This window comes from Streptomyces sp. NPDC028419, assembly GCF_055565515.1.
On sequence record NZ_JBVHUE010000010.1, the window covers coordinates 165563 to 183856 of the forward strand.

The 18294-nt window shown below is 74.5% G+C and carries 9 protein-coding genes; 7 read left to right on the forward strand and 2 right to left on the reverse strand.

The genetic code is table 11. From position 1 onward, the window contains the following. Positions 1–421: 421 nt before the first annotated feature. Entirely contained in the window at positions 422–3298 is a 2877-nt protein-coding gene (locus ACZ4UB_RS14595) for a lysylphosphatidylglycerol synthase transmembrane domain-containing protein (RefSeq protein ID WP_468070408.1), read from the reverse strand. A 167-nt stretch (positions 3299–3465) separates the two neighbouring features. Between ACZ4UB_RS14595 and ACZ4UB_RS14600 the strand changes: the two genes are divergently transcribed. From ACZ4UB_RS14600 to ACZ4UB_RS14625, 6 genes are all read left to right on the forward strand, one after another. Beyond that, a complete protein-coding gene (locus ACZ4UB_RS14600) occupies positions 3466–3813 on the forward strand; it encodes an MGMT family protein (protein WP_468070409.1) in 348 nt (115 codons plus the stop codon). 225 nt (positions 3814–4038) lie between these two features. After that, positions 4039–7872, forward strand: coding sequence for a UvrD-helicase domain-containing protein (locus tag ACZ4UB_RS14605; protein WP_468070410.1), 3834 nt, complete (start codon positions 4039–4041; stop codon positions 7870–7872). Between the two features lie 56 nt (positions 7873–7928). Then, positions 7929–11603 carry a UvrD-helicase domain-containing protein gene (locus tag ACZ4UB_RS14610; RefSeq protein ID WP_468070411.1) on the forward strand — a complete coding sequence of 1225 codons (3675 nt, stop codon included), beginning with the start codon at positions 7929–7931 and terminating at the stop codon, positions 11601–11603. Between the two features lie 10 nt (positions 11604–11613). Then, a complete protein-coding gene (locus ACZ4UB_RS14615) occupies positions 11614–13032 on the forward strand; it encodes a dipeptidase (protein ID WP_468070412.1) in 1419 nt (472 codons plus the stop codon). A gap of 52 nt (positions 13033–13084) precedes the next feature. Then, positions 13085–14056 (forward strand): NAD(+) diphosphatase, encoded by a 972-nt coding sequence (gene nudC, locus ACZ4UB_RS14620; RefSeq protein ID WP_468070413.1) that lies wholly within the window; start codon positions 13085–13087, stop codon positions 14054–14056. Positions 14057–14199: 143 nt separating this feature from the next. Then, on the forward strand, positions 14200–15501 hold the full coding sequence (locus ACZ4UB_RS14625) for an MFS transporter (protein ID WP_468070414.1): 1302 nt from the start codon (positions 14200–14202) through the stop codon (positions 15499–15501). A 74-nt stretch (positions 15502–15575) separates the two neighbouring features. Here the strand turns inward: ACZ4UB_RS14625 and ACZ4UB_RS14630 are convergent, their stop codons facing one another. Further along, positions 15576–15836 (reverse strand): glutaredoxin family protein, encoded by a 261-nt coding sequence (locus ACZ4UB_RS14630; protein ID WP_354382355.1) that lies wholly within the window; start codon positions 15834–15836, stop codon positions 15576–15578. Positions 15837–16008: 172 nt separating this feature from the next. Between ACZ4UB_RS14630 and ACZ4UB_RS14635 the strand changes: the two genes are divergently transcribed. After that, entirely contained in the window at positions 16009–18177 is a 2169-nt protein-coding gene (locus ACZ4UB_RS14635) for an ATP-dependent DNA helicase UvrD2 (RefSeq protein WP_468070415.1), read from the forward strand. Positions 18178–18294 lie beyond the last annotated feature (117 nt).

The window sequence follows — 18294 nt, forward strand, 5'->3', positions numbered from 1 at the left end:
ATGGCCCGCCACATCAAGCCCGCCCGGCGTTTGTGGGCCCGCGGGCGGCACGATGGCCCGGCACATCAAGCCCGCCCGGCGTTTGAGGGCCCCCGCCGGAGGCGCGACGGGCCGTACGGGCGGCCCCGTGCCCGCGGAACAAGCAACCCGGCTCCGCCGGGCACCGGGCTCCGCCCGGACCCGCGCCTCAAACGCCGGCGAGGCTGGACTATGCGGAGCCCGCCCGGCGCCGGCGAGGCTGGGGTATGCGGAGCCCGCCCGGCGCCGGCGAGGCTGGGGTATGCGGAGCCCGCCCGGCGCTGGCGGGGCTGGGGTATGCGGAGCCCGCCGGGGCCGTGGGGTATTGGAGCCCGCCCGGCGATTGAGGGCTTCGTTGGGGGCGGGGCCGGCACCCGGGCCGATCCCCCGCCCGCCGCCGGAACTAGATGGCTTCCTTGCGCGTCAAATAGTTGAACGAAATCCACCCCGGCAGCACCGGCAACCAGAACGTGCACAGCCGGAACAACAGCACCGCCGAGATCGCGATCTCCTTCTCCAGCCCGGCCGCGATCAGCCCGAGCGTCAGCGTGGTCTCCACCGCGCCCACACCCCCCGGCGTCGGCGCCGCCGACCCCAGCGCGTTGCCCGCGAGGAAGACCACCGCGATGCTCGCCAGGCTCAGCGCCTCGCCCCCACCGAAGGCACGGACCGACGCGTCCAGGCACATCACGAAGCAGGCGGTCAGCAGCAGCATCCCGCCGATGCCGGTGATCAGCTTCTGCGGCCGCTGGAGGATGTCCAGCATGCGCGGCACCACCCCGGCGAACAACGCCCGTACCCGCGTCGCCACGAACTTCCGAAGGAACGGGATCGCCGTCACCACCAACACCAGCACGGCGACCGTGAGCAGCCCCGCGATGACCGCCCGGGACGGGGTCATCTGCGTGGTGTTCTCGGTCCCGGTCAGATAGCCGAAGGACAGCAGCAGCAGGACGTGGCTCGCCAGACCGAACAGCTGCGAAGCGCCGACGCTCGCCACCGCCAGCCCCGGCCGCACCCCCGAGCGCTGGAGGAAGCGCGTGTTCAGCGCGACCCCGCCCACCGCCGCCGGAGCGACCAGCTTCACGAAGGACCCGGCCAACTGCGCGCACACGGTCCGCAGGAACGGCACCCGCTCCGGCACGAAGCCCAACAGGCTCATGGCCGCCGCGAAGTAGGTCAGCGCGGAGAAGGCCAGCACCACCCCGACCCAGCCCCAGCGCGCCTGCCCGAAGGTGGTCGCGAAGTCGACCTGGGTCAGCTGGGAGAGCAGGAAGTACGCCGCCACCGCGCCCGCGATGAAGGACACCAGCGTGCGCGGCTTGATCCGCTCCAGCCGGGCCGGCTCCACCGGCGCCTGCGGACGGATCAGCAGGACCTGCTGGCGGATCTGGCTGAGCAGGTCCTCCTCGCGCGCCTCGTCGAGGGCCTCGTCCAGCGCCCGCTTCTCGGCCTTGCGCTCGGCCTTCGTCTCCGCCTTGGAGACGGCCTTGGACACGGCGTTCGAGGAGCGGCGCGCGGCGGCGTCGGCCTCGCGTTCCGCCTCGCGCTGCGCCTTGGCCAGCCGCGAGGTCTCCAGTACGGCCTCCCGCTCGCGGGTCGAGCGCTCGCGCGCCAGCCTGCGCAGGGTGGCCCGGGTGGAGCGGCTCAGTGCGATCGGCTGGAGCAGCGGCAGACAGTCCGCGACCGCGTCCGGCCCCAGCACCTGGAGCGCCGAGGCCACCGAGCGCTCGGCCCCGACCCGCAGGCCGATGGTGGTCAGCAGCTGGGCGATGTCCATCCGCAGCACCAGGTCGCCGGCCGCGATCTCACCGCCGCGCAGGTCCGTGAGGATGACGTTGCCAAAACGATCCACCACCAGGGCGTCCGCCGTGAGCCGCCGGTGCGCGATCCGTCGCGACTGCAGCGCCCGCACCTGCTCCCAGGCGTTGCGGCTCAGCTCGTCGGTGATCTCCTCGTCGGCGAGCGAGTCCATGGTCCGGCCGCCCAGGTGCTCGTAGACGAGCATCACGGCGTCCGGCCCCAGTTCGGAGGTGGCGATCAGCCGGGGCGCGTTCGCCCCGGCGGCGATCGCCGCGTAGGCGAGCAGCGCCTCCTGCTCCAGCGCCTGGCGCAATGACTGGAGGCTGCGCCGGGTGGTGATCCCACGCAGGGTGAGCCGTCGCCAGACCCGGTAGAAGAACCCCTGGGCCTGCTGCTCGCGGTCCACGACCGTGACGTCGAGCGGCGGCCCGTCCGCCAACGTGACGTGGTAGCGGCGGCCCCGGTCGTTCTGCTCCGAGACCTCCTTGCCCTCCGGGCTCTCCGGCACCTCGGCGCGCGTCGCGCTGACCGGTTGGAAGCCGACCCGGCGCAGGCCCGCGAGGAGGTTCTGGCCGGTGGGCCGGACATTGGGGGAGCCGACGGCGTACAGCGTGCCGTAGGCGACGGTCCAGCCGATGAGCACGGTGAGGATGATCGAGAAGGGGGTGGTGTAGCCGCCGACGAGCATCGCGAAGGCGTCGAGGAGGAGCACGGCCCACAGGGCCACGCGCCAGCGGGGTCTGCGCGTCATCCCGACGGCGGTCATGTAGGCGATCACGGGCGCGAGGTAGCCGTGGACCGGATCGGTGAGGTCTTCGCCGATGCCGGTGGGGCGGGTCAGGGCCTCGCGGATGGTGCCCGGCGCGGCGCGCGAGACCCAGAGGTCGATGGCGAGGGTCACGCCGTGCGCGAGCACGGCGGCGAGCACGCCGTCGGCGATGCGCAGACCGTCGCGCTTGATCAACCGCTCGATGGCGAAGGCGACCGGCACGAGCAGGATCGCGATGCTCGACACCAGCCCGGCGACCTTGATGAGCAGGTCGGGCGCCTGACCGGTGCCCTTGTTGATGTCCGCTTCCAGGCCGACGGTCGTGCCGTGGGCGAAGGCGGCGATGCCGAGGACGACGGCGATGCCCAGGATGCCGACGAGCAGCCGGACCAGGTCGGAGGGCCGGTGCACGCGGGCGGCGAGCAGGGGCTCGTCGACCTCGACCCGGTCGGCGGTGATGGCGGCGGGGTCGGTGGCGGCGGTCGTGGTCGTCTCCGGGGACGCGGCCTCCGGGCGGGCGGCGACCGGGCTGGCGGCGTCCGGGCGCGCGGGAGCGGCGGCGCCGTCCGCTCGCGCCGCGCCGTCCGCCTTCGCACGCCGTGCGCCCGCCCCGGGACCGGGGCCGGGACCGGCTCCGGGGATGTCCGGCGAGCCGGGGGTTCCCGAAGGGCCTGGAGGGCCGTCCGGACTGCTCTCGGGAGGGCTCACACCCTGCTCCTTCGCCGTCACATCCGTATCTTCTTGATCACGTATCACCTGTCACCGCCCGGAAGATGGTGGCACGGCGGAGCCGGGGCGCGAGGCAGCAGGGTGCGCGTCCCAGCGGAGGGAACCGTTTCGGTGGCCCGGGTACGGGGTGCGGCACCATGTGCCGCATGAGCGATGAACCGGAGCTGCCGGAGTACGCGGAACGAGTCCTCGCCGTCGCCGAGGAGATTCCGCCCGGCAGGGTGATGACCTACGGGGACGTCGCGGAATGGCTCGGCGAAGGCGGCCCGCGCCAGGTCGGGCGCGTCATGGCGCTCTACGGCGGCCCGGTCCCGTGGTGGCGCGTGGTCCGCTCGGACGGGGTCCTGCTGCCCGGCAGCGAACCGCGCGCGCTGGCGCACTACCGGGACGAGGGCACACCGCTGCGCGCGGCCTCCCGAGCCGCCACGGGGCACGTGCCGCGCCTCGACATGAAACGCGCGCGCTGGGACGGACACCGGGCGGCGGACGGTTGACGTCCGCTTCGCTCCGGGCCCCGGCGCGGGCGTGTGCAGGGTCACACCTGCCAGCTTCGGCCATCGGACGTGCGGGTGGGCTCCCACAGGCCCGTACGGGGGACGCGGGGCCCCCGGGGAGACTGCGCGGGGTCGCCCGCTTGCCGTAGCGTTGAGCCTTCGCCCGCGCTGCGCAGGCCGCCCCGCGCACCCACGAACCCAGACCCACCAGGACCGGCACCCCACGTGATCAGCTCTCCTTCGGACCGTCGTACGCGGGCCCCGCACGCGTACCGGCTGGTCCGCGGCGGACCGGCGCAGGTGGATCCCCCTGTCCTGGACGCAGCGCAGCAGGCCGTGGTTGACCATGCCGCCGGGCCGCTGCTGGTCCTCGCGGGACCGGGCACCGGGAAGACGACGACCCTGGTCGAGGCGGTCGCGGCCCGGGTCGAGGCCGGTGCCGATCCCGCCCGCATCCTCGTGCTCACCTTCAGCCGCAAGGCGGCGGTGGAACTGCGCGACCGGACCGCGCTGCGGCTCGGCGGGGCCCGCGCCCCGCAGGCCACCACCTTCCACTCCTTCTGCTACGGGCTGGTCCGCGCCCACCAGGACAGCGAGCTCTTCACGGAACCGCTGCGGCTGCTGTCCGGCCCCGAGCAGGACGTGACCGTACGCGCCCTGCTCGAAGGCCAGCGCGCCCTGAAGTCGATCCGCTGGCCCGACGACCTGCGGGCCGCGCTCACCACGCGCGGATTCGCGGACGAGGTACGGGCGGTCCTCGCCCGCAGCCGCGAGCTGGGGCTGGGGCCGGCCGCGCTGGACGCCTTCGCCTCCCGGACCGGACGCCCCGACTGGCAGGCCGCCGCCGCCTTCCTCGCCGAGTACCTCGACGTCCTGGACATGCAGGGGACGCTCGACTACGCCGAACTCCTGCACCGCGCGGTGCTGCTCGCGGAACGCACCCCGCAGGTGGCCGCGGCCTACGACGCGATCTACGTCGACGAGTACCAGGACACCGACGCGTCCCAGGTCCGGCTGCTGCGCGCGCTGAACGGTCCCGCCGGCACCCTGGTCGCCTTCGGTGACCCGGACCAGTCGATCTACGCGTTCCGCGGCGGTGACGTCAACGGCATCCTGGACTTCGCCTCGGTCTTCCCCGGCGCCGGGATCCGCTCCCTGACCGTGTCCCGCCGCTCCGGCGCGGGGCTCCTCGCGGCCACCCGGCTGCTCACCACCCGGATGCCGATGACCCGGCTGCCGGCCGCCGCCGTCCGTGCCCACCGTGAGCTGCGGGCCGTGCGGGAGGGCGGGCGGGTGGAGGTCCACACCTACCCGACCTCCGCGACCGAGCTGGAGAACATCGCCGACATCCTGCGCCGGGCCCACCTGGAGGACGGGGTGCCCTGGCAGGACATGGCCGTCCTGGTCCGCTCCGGCGGGCGCACCCTGCCGCAGATGCGGCGCGCCCTGATCGCGGCGGGCGTCCCCGCCGAAACGGACGGCGCGGACACCCCCCTCCGCCACGAACCAGCCGTCACCCCCCTCCTGACCGCCCTCCGAGCAGCCGCCACCCCCCAGCCCCCGGCGGCGCTGGACGTGGCCGCGCCCCCGCCCCCGGTCGGGGAGCCGGGCGCGATGTCAGCCTCGCCGGCGGGGCCGGACGTGGCCGCGGCTGGGGACCCGGACGTGGTGGGTGCGATGTCAGCCTCGCCGGCGGCGCTGGATGTGGCCGCGCCCCTGCCCCCGGTCGGGGAGGCGGGTGCGATGTCAGCCTCGCCGGCGTTTGAGGCGCCGCCGGAGGCGGGGGAGCGCCCGCAGGGTCCGGCGGACCTGCGGCACGTCGCGGAGCGGGACCTCGCCTCGGGCGCGCCCGGGGATGCGCCGCGGGTGCCCGGTGATGTGGCCCGGGCGGATGCCGGGGTGCCTCCGGCGGCGCCTCAAACGCCGGCGGGGCTGGATGTGGCCGCGCCCGGGGACCTGGACGTGGTGGGTGCGATGTCAGCTTTGCCGGCGGCGCTGGATGTGGCCGCGCCCCTGCCCCCGGTCGGGGAGGTGGGTGCGATTTCAGCCTCGCCGGCGTTTGAGGCGCCGCCGGAGGCGGGGGAGCGCCCGCAGGGTCCGGCGGACCCGCGGCACGTCGCGGAGCCGGACCTCGCCTCGGCCGCGCCCGGGGACCCCGGTGTGGTCGAGGCCGGGTGGGTCGGGGTCGAGGCGGCCATCGGGCTGCTCACGTCACCGCTCGGCGGGATGGACGCCACCGACATGCGCCGCCTGGGCCGGGCCCTGCGCGACGAGGAACGGGCCGCGGGCGTCAAGGTGCCCGCCCCCTCCGACGTACTGCTGGCCCGCGCCCTCGCCGAGCCGGAACGCCTCACCGCGCACGACCCCGCCTACGCCCGCGGAGCGCAGCGCCTCGGCACGCTCCTGCGCAAGGCCCGCGAGCTGCTCCAGGGCGGCGGCACCGCCGAAGAGGCCCTGTGGATCCTCTGGGACGGCACCCCCTGGCCCCAGCGCCTGGAGCGGGGCGCCCGCCGCGGCGGCGCCGCCGGCCGCAACGCCGACCGCGACCTCGACGCGGTCTGCGCCCTCTTCGACACCGCCGCCCGCGCGGAGGACCGTACCGGCGGCCGCGGCGCCCTCAACTTCCTCGAACAGCTGGAGGCCGAGGACATCGCGGCCGACACCCTCAGCCACCGCGCCACCCGCCCCGAGGCGGTCCGCCTCATGACCGTGCACCGCTCCAAGGGCCTGGAGTGGGGCCTCGTCGTCGTCGCCGGAGTGCAGGAGGGCCTCTGGCCGGACCTGCGCCGCCGCGGCTCGCTCCTGGAGGCCGACCGGATCGGCCGCGACGGCCTCGCGGAACCGATGCCCCCCGGCGCCCTCCTCGCCGAGGAGCGCCGCCTCTTCTACGTCGCCGCCACCCGCGCCCGCGAGCGCCTCGTCGTGACCGCCGTCAAGGCCCCCGCCGAGGACGGCGACCAGCCCTCCCGCTTCCTCACCGAACTCGGCGTCACCCCCAAGGACGTCACCGGCCGCCCGCGCCGCCCCCTCGCCGTCCCGGCCCTGGTCGCCGAGCTGCGCGCCACCACCGTCGACCCGGACGCCTCCGAGGCGCTGCGCGACGCCGCCGCCCGGCGCCTGGCCCGGCTCGCCGCGCTCACCGACGACGAGGACCGTCCGCTCGTACCGGCCGCGCACCCGCAGCGCTGGTGGGGCCTGTACGAGCCCACCCGGGCCGCGGTCCCGCTGCGCGACCGGGACCGGCCCGTGGCGCTGTCCGGCAGCGCCCTGGACCAGCTGGCGAACACCTGCTCCCTCCAGTGGTTCCTGGGCCGCGAGGTCAAGGCCGAAGTCCCGTCGTCGGCCGCCCAGGGCTTCGGCAACGTCGTCCACGTCCTGGCGGACGAGGTCGCCTCCGGTCGTACCCCCGCCGACCTCGCCGTCCTCATGGAGCGCCTGGACTCGGTGTGGGACGCCCTCGCCTTCGACGCGCCCTGGAAGTCCCGCCAGGAGAAGGAGAACGCCCGGGCCGCCCTGGAGCGCTTCATCCGCTGGCACAACTCCGACCGCGGCGGGCGCACCTCCGTGGCCACCGAGCACGGCTTCGACGTGACCTTGGGCGCGGGCGAGTACGAGGTCCGCATCCGGGGCTCCATGGACCGCGTCGAGACGGACGCGGCGGGCCGGGCGTACGTCGTCGACTTCAAGACCGGCAAGGCCGCCCCCACCCGCGAACAGGTGGAACGGCACCCGCAGCTCGCCGTCTACCAGCTCGCCGTGCGCGAGGGCGCGCTCGACGAGGTCTTCGACGGCCGCCGGCCCGAGCCCGGCGGCGCCGAGCTGGTCCAGCTGCGCCAGGGCGCGGCGAAGAAGGACGGCGGCGACGAGGTCCCCAAGGTGCAGGCCCAGCAGCCGCTCGGCGGCGGCCCGGCGGGGGACTGGGTCGGCGACCTGCTGGCCACCGCGGCGGGCCGGGTGCTGGACGAGCGCTTCGCGCCCGCCACCGGCGACCACTGCTCCCGCTGCTCCTTCCGGGCCGCCTGCAGCGCCCGCCCCGAGGGCCGCCAGACCGTGGAATAGCCCCGCCCGAACGGCGGCCGGTCGGGGCTGTCGGTGGGGGCCGCTAGCCTTTTTACGTGTCCGCGCGCCAGCCCGTCCTCACCGACCCCGAGCAGCTCAAGCAGCTCCTCGGGATCCCCTTCACGCCCGAACAGCTGGCCTGCGTCACCGCCCCGCCCGCCCCCCAGGTGATCGTCGCGGGCGCGGGTTCCGGCAAGACGACCGTCATGGCCGCCCGCGTGGTCTGGCTGGTCGGTACGGGCACGGTCGCGCCCGAGCAGGTCCTCGGCCTGACCTTCACCAACAAGGCCGCCGGCGAGCTGGCCGAGCGGGTACGGACGGCCCTCGCGCGGGCCGGGATCAGCGACCCCGACCCCTCCCCGGCCGACGACACGGCCGGGGGCGAGCCCCGGATCTCCACCTACCACTCCTTCGCCGGGCAGCTCCTGAAGGACCACGGGATGCGCATCGGGCTGGAGCCCAGCTCCCGGCTGCTCGCCGACGCCACCCGCTTCCAGCTCGCGGCCCGCGTGCTGCGCGAGGCACCCGGCCCCTACCCCTCGCTCACCAAATCCGTCCCCGACCTGGTCAGCGACCTGCTCGCGCTGGACAGCGAGCTCTCCGAGCACCTGGTCGACCCGGCCGCCCTGCGCGCCCACGACACCGTCCTCCTCGACGCCCTCGCCGACGTCAAGCTCGGCAACGAAGACCTCCGCAAGGTCCCCGAGGCCGCCCGCGGCCGGCTCGAACTGCTGGAGCTGGTCGTCCGCTACCGCGCCGCCAAGGCCTCCCGCGACCTGCTCGACTTCAGCGACCAGATAGCCCGCTCCGCACAGCTGGCCACCACCCGCCCCGAGGTCGGCGCGCTGCTGCGGGAGGAGTTCCGCGTGGTCCTGCTCGACGAGTACCAGGACACCTCGGTCGCCCAGCGGCTGCTGCTGTCCGGACTCTTCGGCAAGGGGTCTCCCCGGGACGGAGTCCCAGGGGAATGCACCGGCCACGCCGTGACCGCCGTCGGCGACCCCTGCCAGGCGATCTACGGCTGGCGCGGCGCCTCCGTGGCCAACCTCGACGACTTCCCCGAGCACTTCCCGCACGCCGACGGCACCCCCGCCACCCGGCTCTCCCTCAGCGAGAACCGGCGCAGCGGCGGCCGCCTCCTCGACCTGGCCAACGGCCTGGCCGCGCCGCTGCGGTCCCTGCACGAAGGCGTGGAGGCGCTGCGTCCGGCGCCCGGCGCCGAGCGCGACGGCTTCGTCCGCTGCGCCCTGCTGGAGACGCACGCCCAGGAGCTGGAGTGGCTCGCCGACTCCATCGCGCACCTGGTGCGCACCGGCAAGGAACCGGGCGAGATCGCCGTCCTGTGCCGCTCGGCCGGTGACTTCGCCGCGATCCAGGGCGCCCTGGTGGCCCGTGACGTCCCCGTCGAGGTCGTGGGCCTGTCCGGGCTGCTGCACCTGCCCGAGGTCGCCGACCTGGTCGCCGTCTGCGAGGTGCTCCAGGACCCCGGGGCCAACGCCGCCCTCGTGCGGCTGCTGATCGGCCCGCGCTGGCGGATCGGCGCGCGCGACCTGGCCCTGCTCGGCCAGCGGGCCCGGCTGCTGGTCGCCCGCGCCCCCGCCGCGGGCGACGACCCGGACCACCGGCTGGCCGCGGCCGTCGAGGGGGTCGACCCGGCCGAGGTCGTCTCGCTGGCCGACGCCCTGGAGACCTTCCTCGGCGACGCCCCGCAGCAGGACGGGCTGCCCTTCTCCGCCGAGGCCCGGGTCCGCTTCGCGCACCTCGCGCAGGAGCTGCGCGACCTGCGCCGGGCCCTGTCCGACCCGCTGATGGACGTCCTGCACCGGGTGCTGGCCGCGACCGGGCTCGACGTCGAGCTGTCCGCGTCCCCCCACGCGCTCGCCGCCCGCCGCCGCGAGACGCTGTCCGGGTTCATGGACGTGGCCGCCGGCTTCGCCGCCCTCGACGGCGAGGCCACGCTGCTCGCGTTCCTCGCCTACCTGCGCACCGCCGCCCAGTACGAGAAGGGCCTCGACCAGGCGCTCCCCGGCGGGGAGAACACGGTCAAGGTGCTGACCGCCCACAAGTCCAAGGGCCTGGAGTGGGACGTCGTGGCCGTCCCCGGGCTGTATGCGGGCGCCTTCCCGAGCGAACGCTCCCGCGAGGCCTGGACCTCGTACGCGAAGGTCCTCCCGCACTCCCTGCGCGGCGACGCCGAGACCCTGCCCGCCGACCCGGAGTGGACCGCGGCCGGTCTGAAGAACTTCAAGGCACAGCTGCGCGCCCACCAGTCCACCGAAGAGCTCCGCCTCGGCTACGTGACCTTCACCCGCCCCCGGTCCCTGCTGCTGGCCTCCGGCCACTGGTGGGGCCCGACCCAGAAGAAGCGCCGCGGCCCCTCCTCCTTCCTCACCGCCCTGTACGACCACTGCGCGGCCGGGTTCGGCGAGATCGAGGCCTGGGCCGAGGAGCCCGAGCCGGACGCCGCGAACCCGGCCCTGGACACCACCGACGCCCCCGACCGCTCCTGGCCGCTCCCGCTGGACCCGGACTCCCTGGCCCTGCGCCGCCGCGCCGCGGCCCTGGTCACCTCCTACCTGGCCGCCCCACCCGCCCCCGAGCCCACCCCGCCCCCCCAGGACGACTACCTCTGGCCCCCGGACTGCGAAGAGCCCTGGCCGGACGAAGACCCCCCCTGGCCGGACGACGAAGCGCCCTTCGCCGACCTCGCAGGCCCCGTTCCAGCCCCTCCGGCGTTCGAGGAGCGGAGTCCGGGGCGGAGCCCCGTGCCCTCCGGGCCGACCCCCGTCCCGCCCGGGGACCCCGCCGGCCCCCATCCAGCCCCTCCGGCGTTTGAGGAGCGAGGTCCGGGGCGGAGCCCTGTGCCCTCCGGGCCGACCCCCGTCCCGCCCGGGGACCCCGCCGGCCCCCATCCAGCCCCTCCGGCGTTTGAGGAGCGGGGTCCGGGGCGGAGCCCCGAAGCCCCGCAGGGTCCCCGACCCGCACCCGCACCCGCACCCACCCCCCGCCCCACTCCGGAGGAGTCCAGGACCCTCGCCTCCTGGGACCGCGACCTGGACGCCCTGGAGGGCGAACTCCGCCGCTCCCGCGCGGCCGTCCGTGACGTCCCGCTGCCCGCCACCCTCTCCGCCAGCCAGCTCCTGCGCCTGGCCGCCGACGAGGAGGGCTTCGTCCGCGACCTCGCCCGCCCGATGCCCAAGCCCCCCCAGCCCGCCGCCCGCCAGGGCACCCGCTTCCACGCCTGGGTGGAGTCCCGCTTCGACGACCTGCCGCTGCCCCTGCTCGACGTACTGGACCCGGTCACCGAGCTGCCCGGCTCCGACCAGGAGGTCGCCGACGAGCGCGACCTGGACGCGCTGAAGGCCGCCTTCGAGCGCAGCCCGTACGCCGAGCGCACCCCGTACCGGATGGAGGTGCCCGTCCAGTTCACCCTCGCGGGCCGGGTCGTCCGGGGCCGGATCGACGCGGTCTACCGCAATGACGACGGCAGCTTCGAGATCGTCGACTGGAAGACCGGCCGGTCCGCCGAAGCCGATCCGCTCCAGCTCGCCGTCTACCGCCTGGCCTGGTCGGAAGCGACCGGAACCCCGCTCGACCGGATCACCGTCGCCTTCCTGCACGTCCGCAGCGGCCGGGTGATACGGCCCGCGAACCTGCCGACCAGGGCCCGCCTTGAGCGGATCCTCCAAGGCGAAACGGACACGGACGGCGACCCACAGGCGGACGGTTAGGCTCGTGGGTATGAGCCAGACCCCGGACAGCGCCGTCCGCGCCTACATCGACACGCACCGCGCCGCCTTCCTCGACGACCTCGCCGAGTGGCTGCGCATCCCCTCCGTCTCGGCCCAGCCCGAGCACGCGGACGACGTGGAGCGCAGCGCGCGGTGGCTCGCCTCGGCGCTGGCCGAGACCGGTTTCCCGGTCACCGAGGTCTGGCCCACCCCCGGCGCCCCGGCCGTCTTCGCCGAGTGGCCGAGCGAGGACCCGGACGCGCCCGTCGTGCTGGTCTACGGCCACCACGACGTACAGCCCGCCGCGCTCGCCGACGGATGGCACACCGAGCCGTTCGAGCCGGTGATCAAGGACAACCGGATGTACGGGCGGGGCGCGGCCGACGACAAGGGCCAGGTGTTCTTCCACACCCTCGGCGTCCGGGCGCACCTGGCCGCGACCGGCGCCGCCGCTCCCGCCGTGCACCTCAAGCTGCTGATCGAGGGCGAGGAGGAGTCCGGCTCCACGCACTTCCGCGCCCTGGTCGAGGCCGAGGCCGCCCGCCTCGCCGCGGACGTCGTGATCGTCTCCGACACCGGCATGTGGTCCGAGACCACCCCGACCGTCTGCACCGGCATGCGCGGCATCGCGGACTGCGAGATCGAGCTGGACGGGCCGGACCAGGACATCCACTCCGGCGCCTTCGGCGGCGCCGTGCCCAATCCGGCGACCGTGGCCGCCCGCCTCGTCGCGGCGCTGCACGACGCCGACGAACGGGTCACCGTCCCCGGGTTCTACGACAACATCGCCGTCCTGACGGACGCCGAGCGCGCGCTGATCGCCGAGCTGCCCTTCGACGAGGCCGAGTGGCTGCGCACCGCCAAGTCCCACGCGGCCTCGGGGGAGGCCGGCTACTCCACCCTGGAGCGGGTCTGGGCCCGCCCGACGGCCGAGGTCAACGGCATCGGTGGCGGCTACCAGGGGCCCGGCGGGAAGACCATCGTCCCCGCCTCCGCCCAGCTGAAGCTGTCGTTCCGGCTGGTCTCCGGCCAGGACCCCTACGAGGTCCAGAAGGCCGTGACGGACTGGGTCGCCGCCCGGGTGCCCGACGGGATCCGCCACTCCATCGTCTGGGGCGCCCCCACCCGGCCCTGCCTGACCCCGCTGGACCACCCGGCGCTGCGGTCGGTCGTACGGGCCATGGGGCGCGCCTTCGGGGAGAAGATCCGTTTCACCCGCGAGGGCGGCTCGGGTCCCGCGGCGGACCTCCAGGACGTGCTGGGCGCGCCCGTGCTCTTCCTCGGGATCTCCGTGCCCTCCGACGGCTGGCACTCGCCGAACGAGAAGGTCGAGCTGGACCTGCTGCTCAAGGGCGTCGAAACGACGGCGTACCTGTGGTCCGACCTCGCCGAGAACTGGAAGCCCGCGTCCGCGCCCACCGCCGGCTGATCGAACCCGCGCCCGCACCCGCGCCCGCACCCGTCCCACCACTCCGGGGGAGTTGGAAGTACTAGTGAGCATCTCGACCGAGCACGCCGCCGCCGACGGCCTGGCCGCCGACCGGCCCGTCTCGCTGACCGCGCCCAGCGGCATCGACCGCGCCGCGCACCACCGCCTCGACGAGGCCTGGCTGGCCGCGGCCTGGAGCCACCCGACGACCCGCGTCTTCGTGGTCTCCGGCGGCCAGGTGCTGATCGACGACACCCCGGACGGGGGCACGGAGATCGTCATGACCCCGGCCTTCGAGGCCCCGGCCACCGAGACCCACCGCTACTTCCTCGGCACCGGCGAGGACGGCGTGCGGTACTTCGCGCTCCAGAAGGACTCGCTGCCCGGCCGCATGGACCAGTCGGCCCGCCCGGCCGGCCTGCGCGAGGCGGGGCTGCTGCTGTCCCCGCGGGACGCCGGGCTGATGGTGCACGCCGTGGCCCTGGAGAACTGGCAGCGCATGCACCGCTTCTGTTCCCGCTGCGGCGAGCGCACGGTGGTCGCGGCCGCGGGCCACATCCGGCGCTGCCCGGGCTGCGGCGCGGAGCACTACCCGCGCACCGACCCGGCCGTGATCATGCTGGTCACCGACGACCAGGACCGCGCGCTGCTCGGCCGTCAGGTGCACTGGCCGGAGGGGCGCTTCTCGACCCTGGCGGGCTTCGTGGAGCCGGGCGAGGCCATCGAGCAGTCGGTGATCCGCGAGGTGTGGGAGGAGGCGGGCGTCCGGATCGGCGCGGTCGAGTACGTCGCCAGCCAGCCCTGGCCCTTCCCGTACAGCCTGATGCTCGGCTTCAACGCCCGCGCGATCTCCTCGGAGATCACCGTGGACGGCGAGGAGATCCAGGAGGCCCGCTGGTTCTCCCGCGAGGACCTGCGGTGCGCCATCGAGACCGGCGAGGTGCTCCCCCCGGCGGGCATCTCCATCGCGGCCCGCCTGGTCGAACTCTGGTACGGCGCCCCCCTCCCCAAGCCCACCGCCTGACGCCCACCGCCTGACGCCCGCACCGGGCCGCCCGCACCCGATCCCCGTACCCGGCCGCCCGTACCGAGCCGCCCGGTACGGGACCGGGCGGCCGGGAACAAATCGTTTGTCCACTTCTGTCGGCCTGCGGATGATGGTCCGTCGTGAGTACCCCGCCACGCCGTTCCGCGCTCCTGCCCGATCTGACCCCCTGGCGTTCCAGCCGTGACTTCCGGCTGCTCTTCTGGCAGGGCACGGTCACCTTCTTCGGTTCCTTCATGGCGATGATCGCCCTGCCGCTCCAGATCAAGCACCTCACGGACTCACCGCTGGCGGTGGGCGCGATGGGCGCGGTGGAGCTCGTACCGATGGTGGTCTGCGGCCTCTACGGCGGGGCGCTCGCGGACGCGGTGGACCGGCGGCGGCTGATCCTGATGACCGAGGCGGGTCTCGGTGTCCTGGCCCTGATCCTGCTGGTCAACGCGGTGCTCCCGGACCCCTTCCTGTGGCCGCTGTACGTGGTCGCCGCGGGCGTCTCCGGTCTCGCGGGCCTCCAGCGGCCCGCCCTCGACTCCCTGATGGCCCGGATCGTCCCGCACGACCAGATGACGGCCGCGGCCGCCCTGAACTCGCTGCGCTACAACATCGGCGCCATCGCCGCACCGTCCCTGGCGGGCCTGGTCGTGGCGTGGGCGGGGTACGCCTGCGCCTACGCGGTCACGGTGATCGGCTTCGTCGCCTCCGTGCTGCTGTGCACCCGGCTGGCGCCCGCGCCGCCCGTCCACGGCGGTGAGCGGCCCTCGCTGCGCTCGATAGCCGAAGGCGCCCGGTACGCGTGGAGCAGGCCGGTGCTGCTCGGCACGTACGCGGTGGACCTCGCGGCGATGTTCTTCGCCTACCCCAACACGATCTTCCCCTTCCTCGCGGACGAGCTGGACGCGGTGTGGGCCCTGGGCCTGATGTACGGGGCGGGCGCGGTCGGCTCCCTCCTGCTGGGCCTGACCAGCGGCTGGACCTCGCGCGTCCACCGGCACGGCCTCCTGGTGATCGGCGGGGCGACCGTGTGGGGCCTGGCCGTGGCGGCGGCGGGCTGGACCGCCAGCATCTGGGTGGTGCTGGCCTGCCTGGCCGTGGCGGGGGCGGGCGACATGCTCAGCGGCCTCGGCCGCGCCACGATCTGGAACCAGACCATCCCCGAGGAACTGCGCGGCCGCCTCGCCGGCATCGAGGTCCTCTCCTACAGCGTCGGCCCGCAGCTCGGGCAGGTCCGGGCGGGCACGATGGCGGGCTGGACCGGCACCCGCTCCGCGTTCTGGAGCGGCGGCGTGGCCTGCGTGGCCTCGGTGGCCGTCCTGTCCGCGCTGCTCCCCAAGCTGTTCACGTACGACGCCCGCACGGACGAGGACGCGCTCCGCCGCCGAGCCGACCGCGAGGCCGTCACCGCCGCCCCGGCGCCGGCCGCCTGACCGGGGCCGCCGGCCTGCACCCACGCAGAAGGCCCCCGCCGGAGCGGGGGCCCTTCTGTGCGCGAGGCGGAGGATCAGACGGCGAGCGCCTGCTTGACCTGGGCCAGGCTCGGGTTCGTCATCACGGACTCGGTGCCCGTGGGCGCCACGACGAGCAGGGTCGGAACGGTCTGGTTGCCACCGTTGGCCTTCTCGACGAAGGCGGCCGACTCGGGGTCCAGCTCGATGTTGATCTCGGTGTAGGCGATGCCTTCCCGGTCCAGCTGGCTCTTCAGCCGGCGGCAGTAGCCGCACCACGTGGTGCTGTACATCGTCACGGAACCCTTGTCCTGCATGGCGGGAGCTCTCCTCTGGGGGGTCTGGATACGTCCGAGTAGTCGAACGTACGAAGGCGCCCGCCCATTCCCGGGACCCGGGCCCGGGGTCGGCCGTGCATTCGTATGACCGGTTCGGACCGCCTGTGGACAGGTTTCTCGCCCGACCCACCGGACCTGGCAGCATGGCGGGGTGACAGCAGCAACGCACTCCTCATCCTTCCCGGCCGCCGCCGAATCGGCCGACGCGGTGCTCCTGGGCCTGGACCCGGAGCAGCGCGAGGTCGCCACGACCCTGCAGGGGCCGGTGTGCGTGCTGGCGGGCGCCGGCACGGGCAAGACGCGGGCCATCACCCACCGCATCGCCTACGGGGTGCGTTCCGGCCAGCTGATGCCGGCGAGCGTGCTGGCGGTCACCTTCACCAACCGCGCCGCGGGCGAGATGCGCGGGCGGTTGCGCACCCTGGGCGCCGGCGGCGTCCAGGCGCGGACCTTCCACTCCGCCGCGCTGCGCCAGCTCCAGTACTTCTGGCCCAAGGCGATCGGCGGCGACGTTCCGCGCCTGGTCGAGCGCAAGATCCAGCTCGTGGCCGAGGCCGGTGCCCGCTGCCGGATCCGCCTCGACCGCAATGAGCTGCGCGACGTCACCGGCGAGATCGAGTGGGCCAAGGTCACCCAGACCGTCCCCGCCGACTACCCGGCGGCCGCCCTCAAGGCGGGGCGCGAGGCCCCCCGGGACATGGCCGAGATCGCCCAGATCTACGGCACCTACGAGCAGCTCAAGCGCGACCGGTCGATGATCGACTTCGAGGACGTGCTGCTGCTCACCGTCGGCATCCTCCAGGACCGCCACGACATCGCCGAACAGATCCGCGGCCAGTACCAGCACTTCGTCGTCGACGAGTACCAGGACGTCAGCCCCCTCCAGCAGCGCCTGCTGGAGCTGTGGCTCGGCGACCGGGACAGCCTGTGCGTCGTCGGCGACGCCAGCCAGACGATCTACTCCTTCACCGGCGCCACCCCGGACCACCTGCTCGGCTTCCGCACCCGCTATCCGGGGGCCACGGTGGTCAAGCTGGTCCGCGACTACCGCTCCACCCCGCAGGTGGTCCACCTCGCCAACGGCCTGCTCGGCCAGGCCAGCGGCCGGGCCGCCGAGCACCGCCTGGAGCTGATCTCCCAGCGCGAGGCGGGCCCCGACCCGGCCTACGCCGAGTACCCCGACGAGCCCGCCGAGGCGGAGGGGGTCGCCGGCCGGATCCGGGACCTGATCGCCGCGGGCGTCCCCGCGGGCGAGATCGCCGTGCTGTACCGCATCAACGCCCAGTCCGAGGTGTACGAGCAGGCCCTCGCCGATGCCGGCGTGCCCTACCAGCTGCGCGGCGCGGAGCGGTTCTTCGAGCGCCCCGAGGTCAAGAAGGCCATGCTCACCCTCAGGGGCGCCGCGCGCTCCGGGGGGAACGACCCGCTGGTCGACGAGGTCGTCGGGCTGGCCTCCCAGGTCCGGGCCGTGCTCAGCTCCAACGGCTGGACCACCGAGCCGCCGGCCGGCTCCGGAGCCGTGCGCGACCAGTGGGAATCGCTCGCCGCGCTGGTCCGGCTCGCGGAGGACTTCGCCCGCAACAGACCCCGGGCCACCCTGGCCGACCTCGCGGTCGAGCTGGAGGAGCGGATGGCCGCCCAGCACGCCCCGACCGTGCAGGGCGTCACCCTCGCCTCGCTGCACGCGGCGAAGGGCCTGGAGTGGGACGCGGTCTTCCTCGTCGGCCTCACCGACGGCATGATGCCGATCACCTACGCCAAGACCGACGAGCAGGTCGAGGAGGAACGCCGGCTGCTCTACGTCGGCGTCACCCGGGCGAGGGTGCACCTGACGCTCTCCTGGTCCCTGTCGCGGGCTCCGGGCGGTCGGGCGGCCCGCAGGCCCAGCCGCTTCCTGAACGGGCTGCGACCGGGTTCCACGGCCGCGGGGAGCCGCTCGGCGGCGGCGGTCGCCGAGCGCGGGGCCCGCAAGCGGGTCCGGCGCGGGCCCACGCTGTGCCGGGTCTGCGGCAAGACCCTGACCGAGGCGGGCGAGCTGAAGCTGATGCGGTGCGAGGACTGCCCGTCCGACATGGACGAGGGCCTCTACGAGCGGCTGCGGGACTGGCGCGCGGGCCAGGCGAAGGAGCTGGGTCAGCCCGCCTACTGCGTCTTCACGGACAAGACCCTGATGGCGATCGCGGAGGCCGTGCCGTCCGAGGCGGGGGAGCTGTCGATGATCTCGGGTGTGGGTGGACGCAAGCTCGACCGGTTCGGGGCGGATGTCCTGGCCATCTGCGCAGGTGAGGAGCCGGGGAGCGGTGTCGGGGACGACGCGTAGAAACTCGTCGGAAAAATAGTTTGCACATGCCCCGCGAAGCCCCATAGGTTCTTAGCAACGGAAACGGTGGCTTCTCCGAAGCCCCGGATTCGTGCTGTACTTATCCGAATACGCATG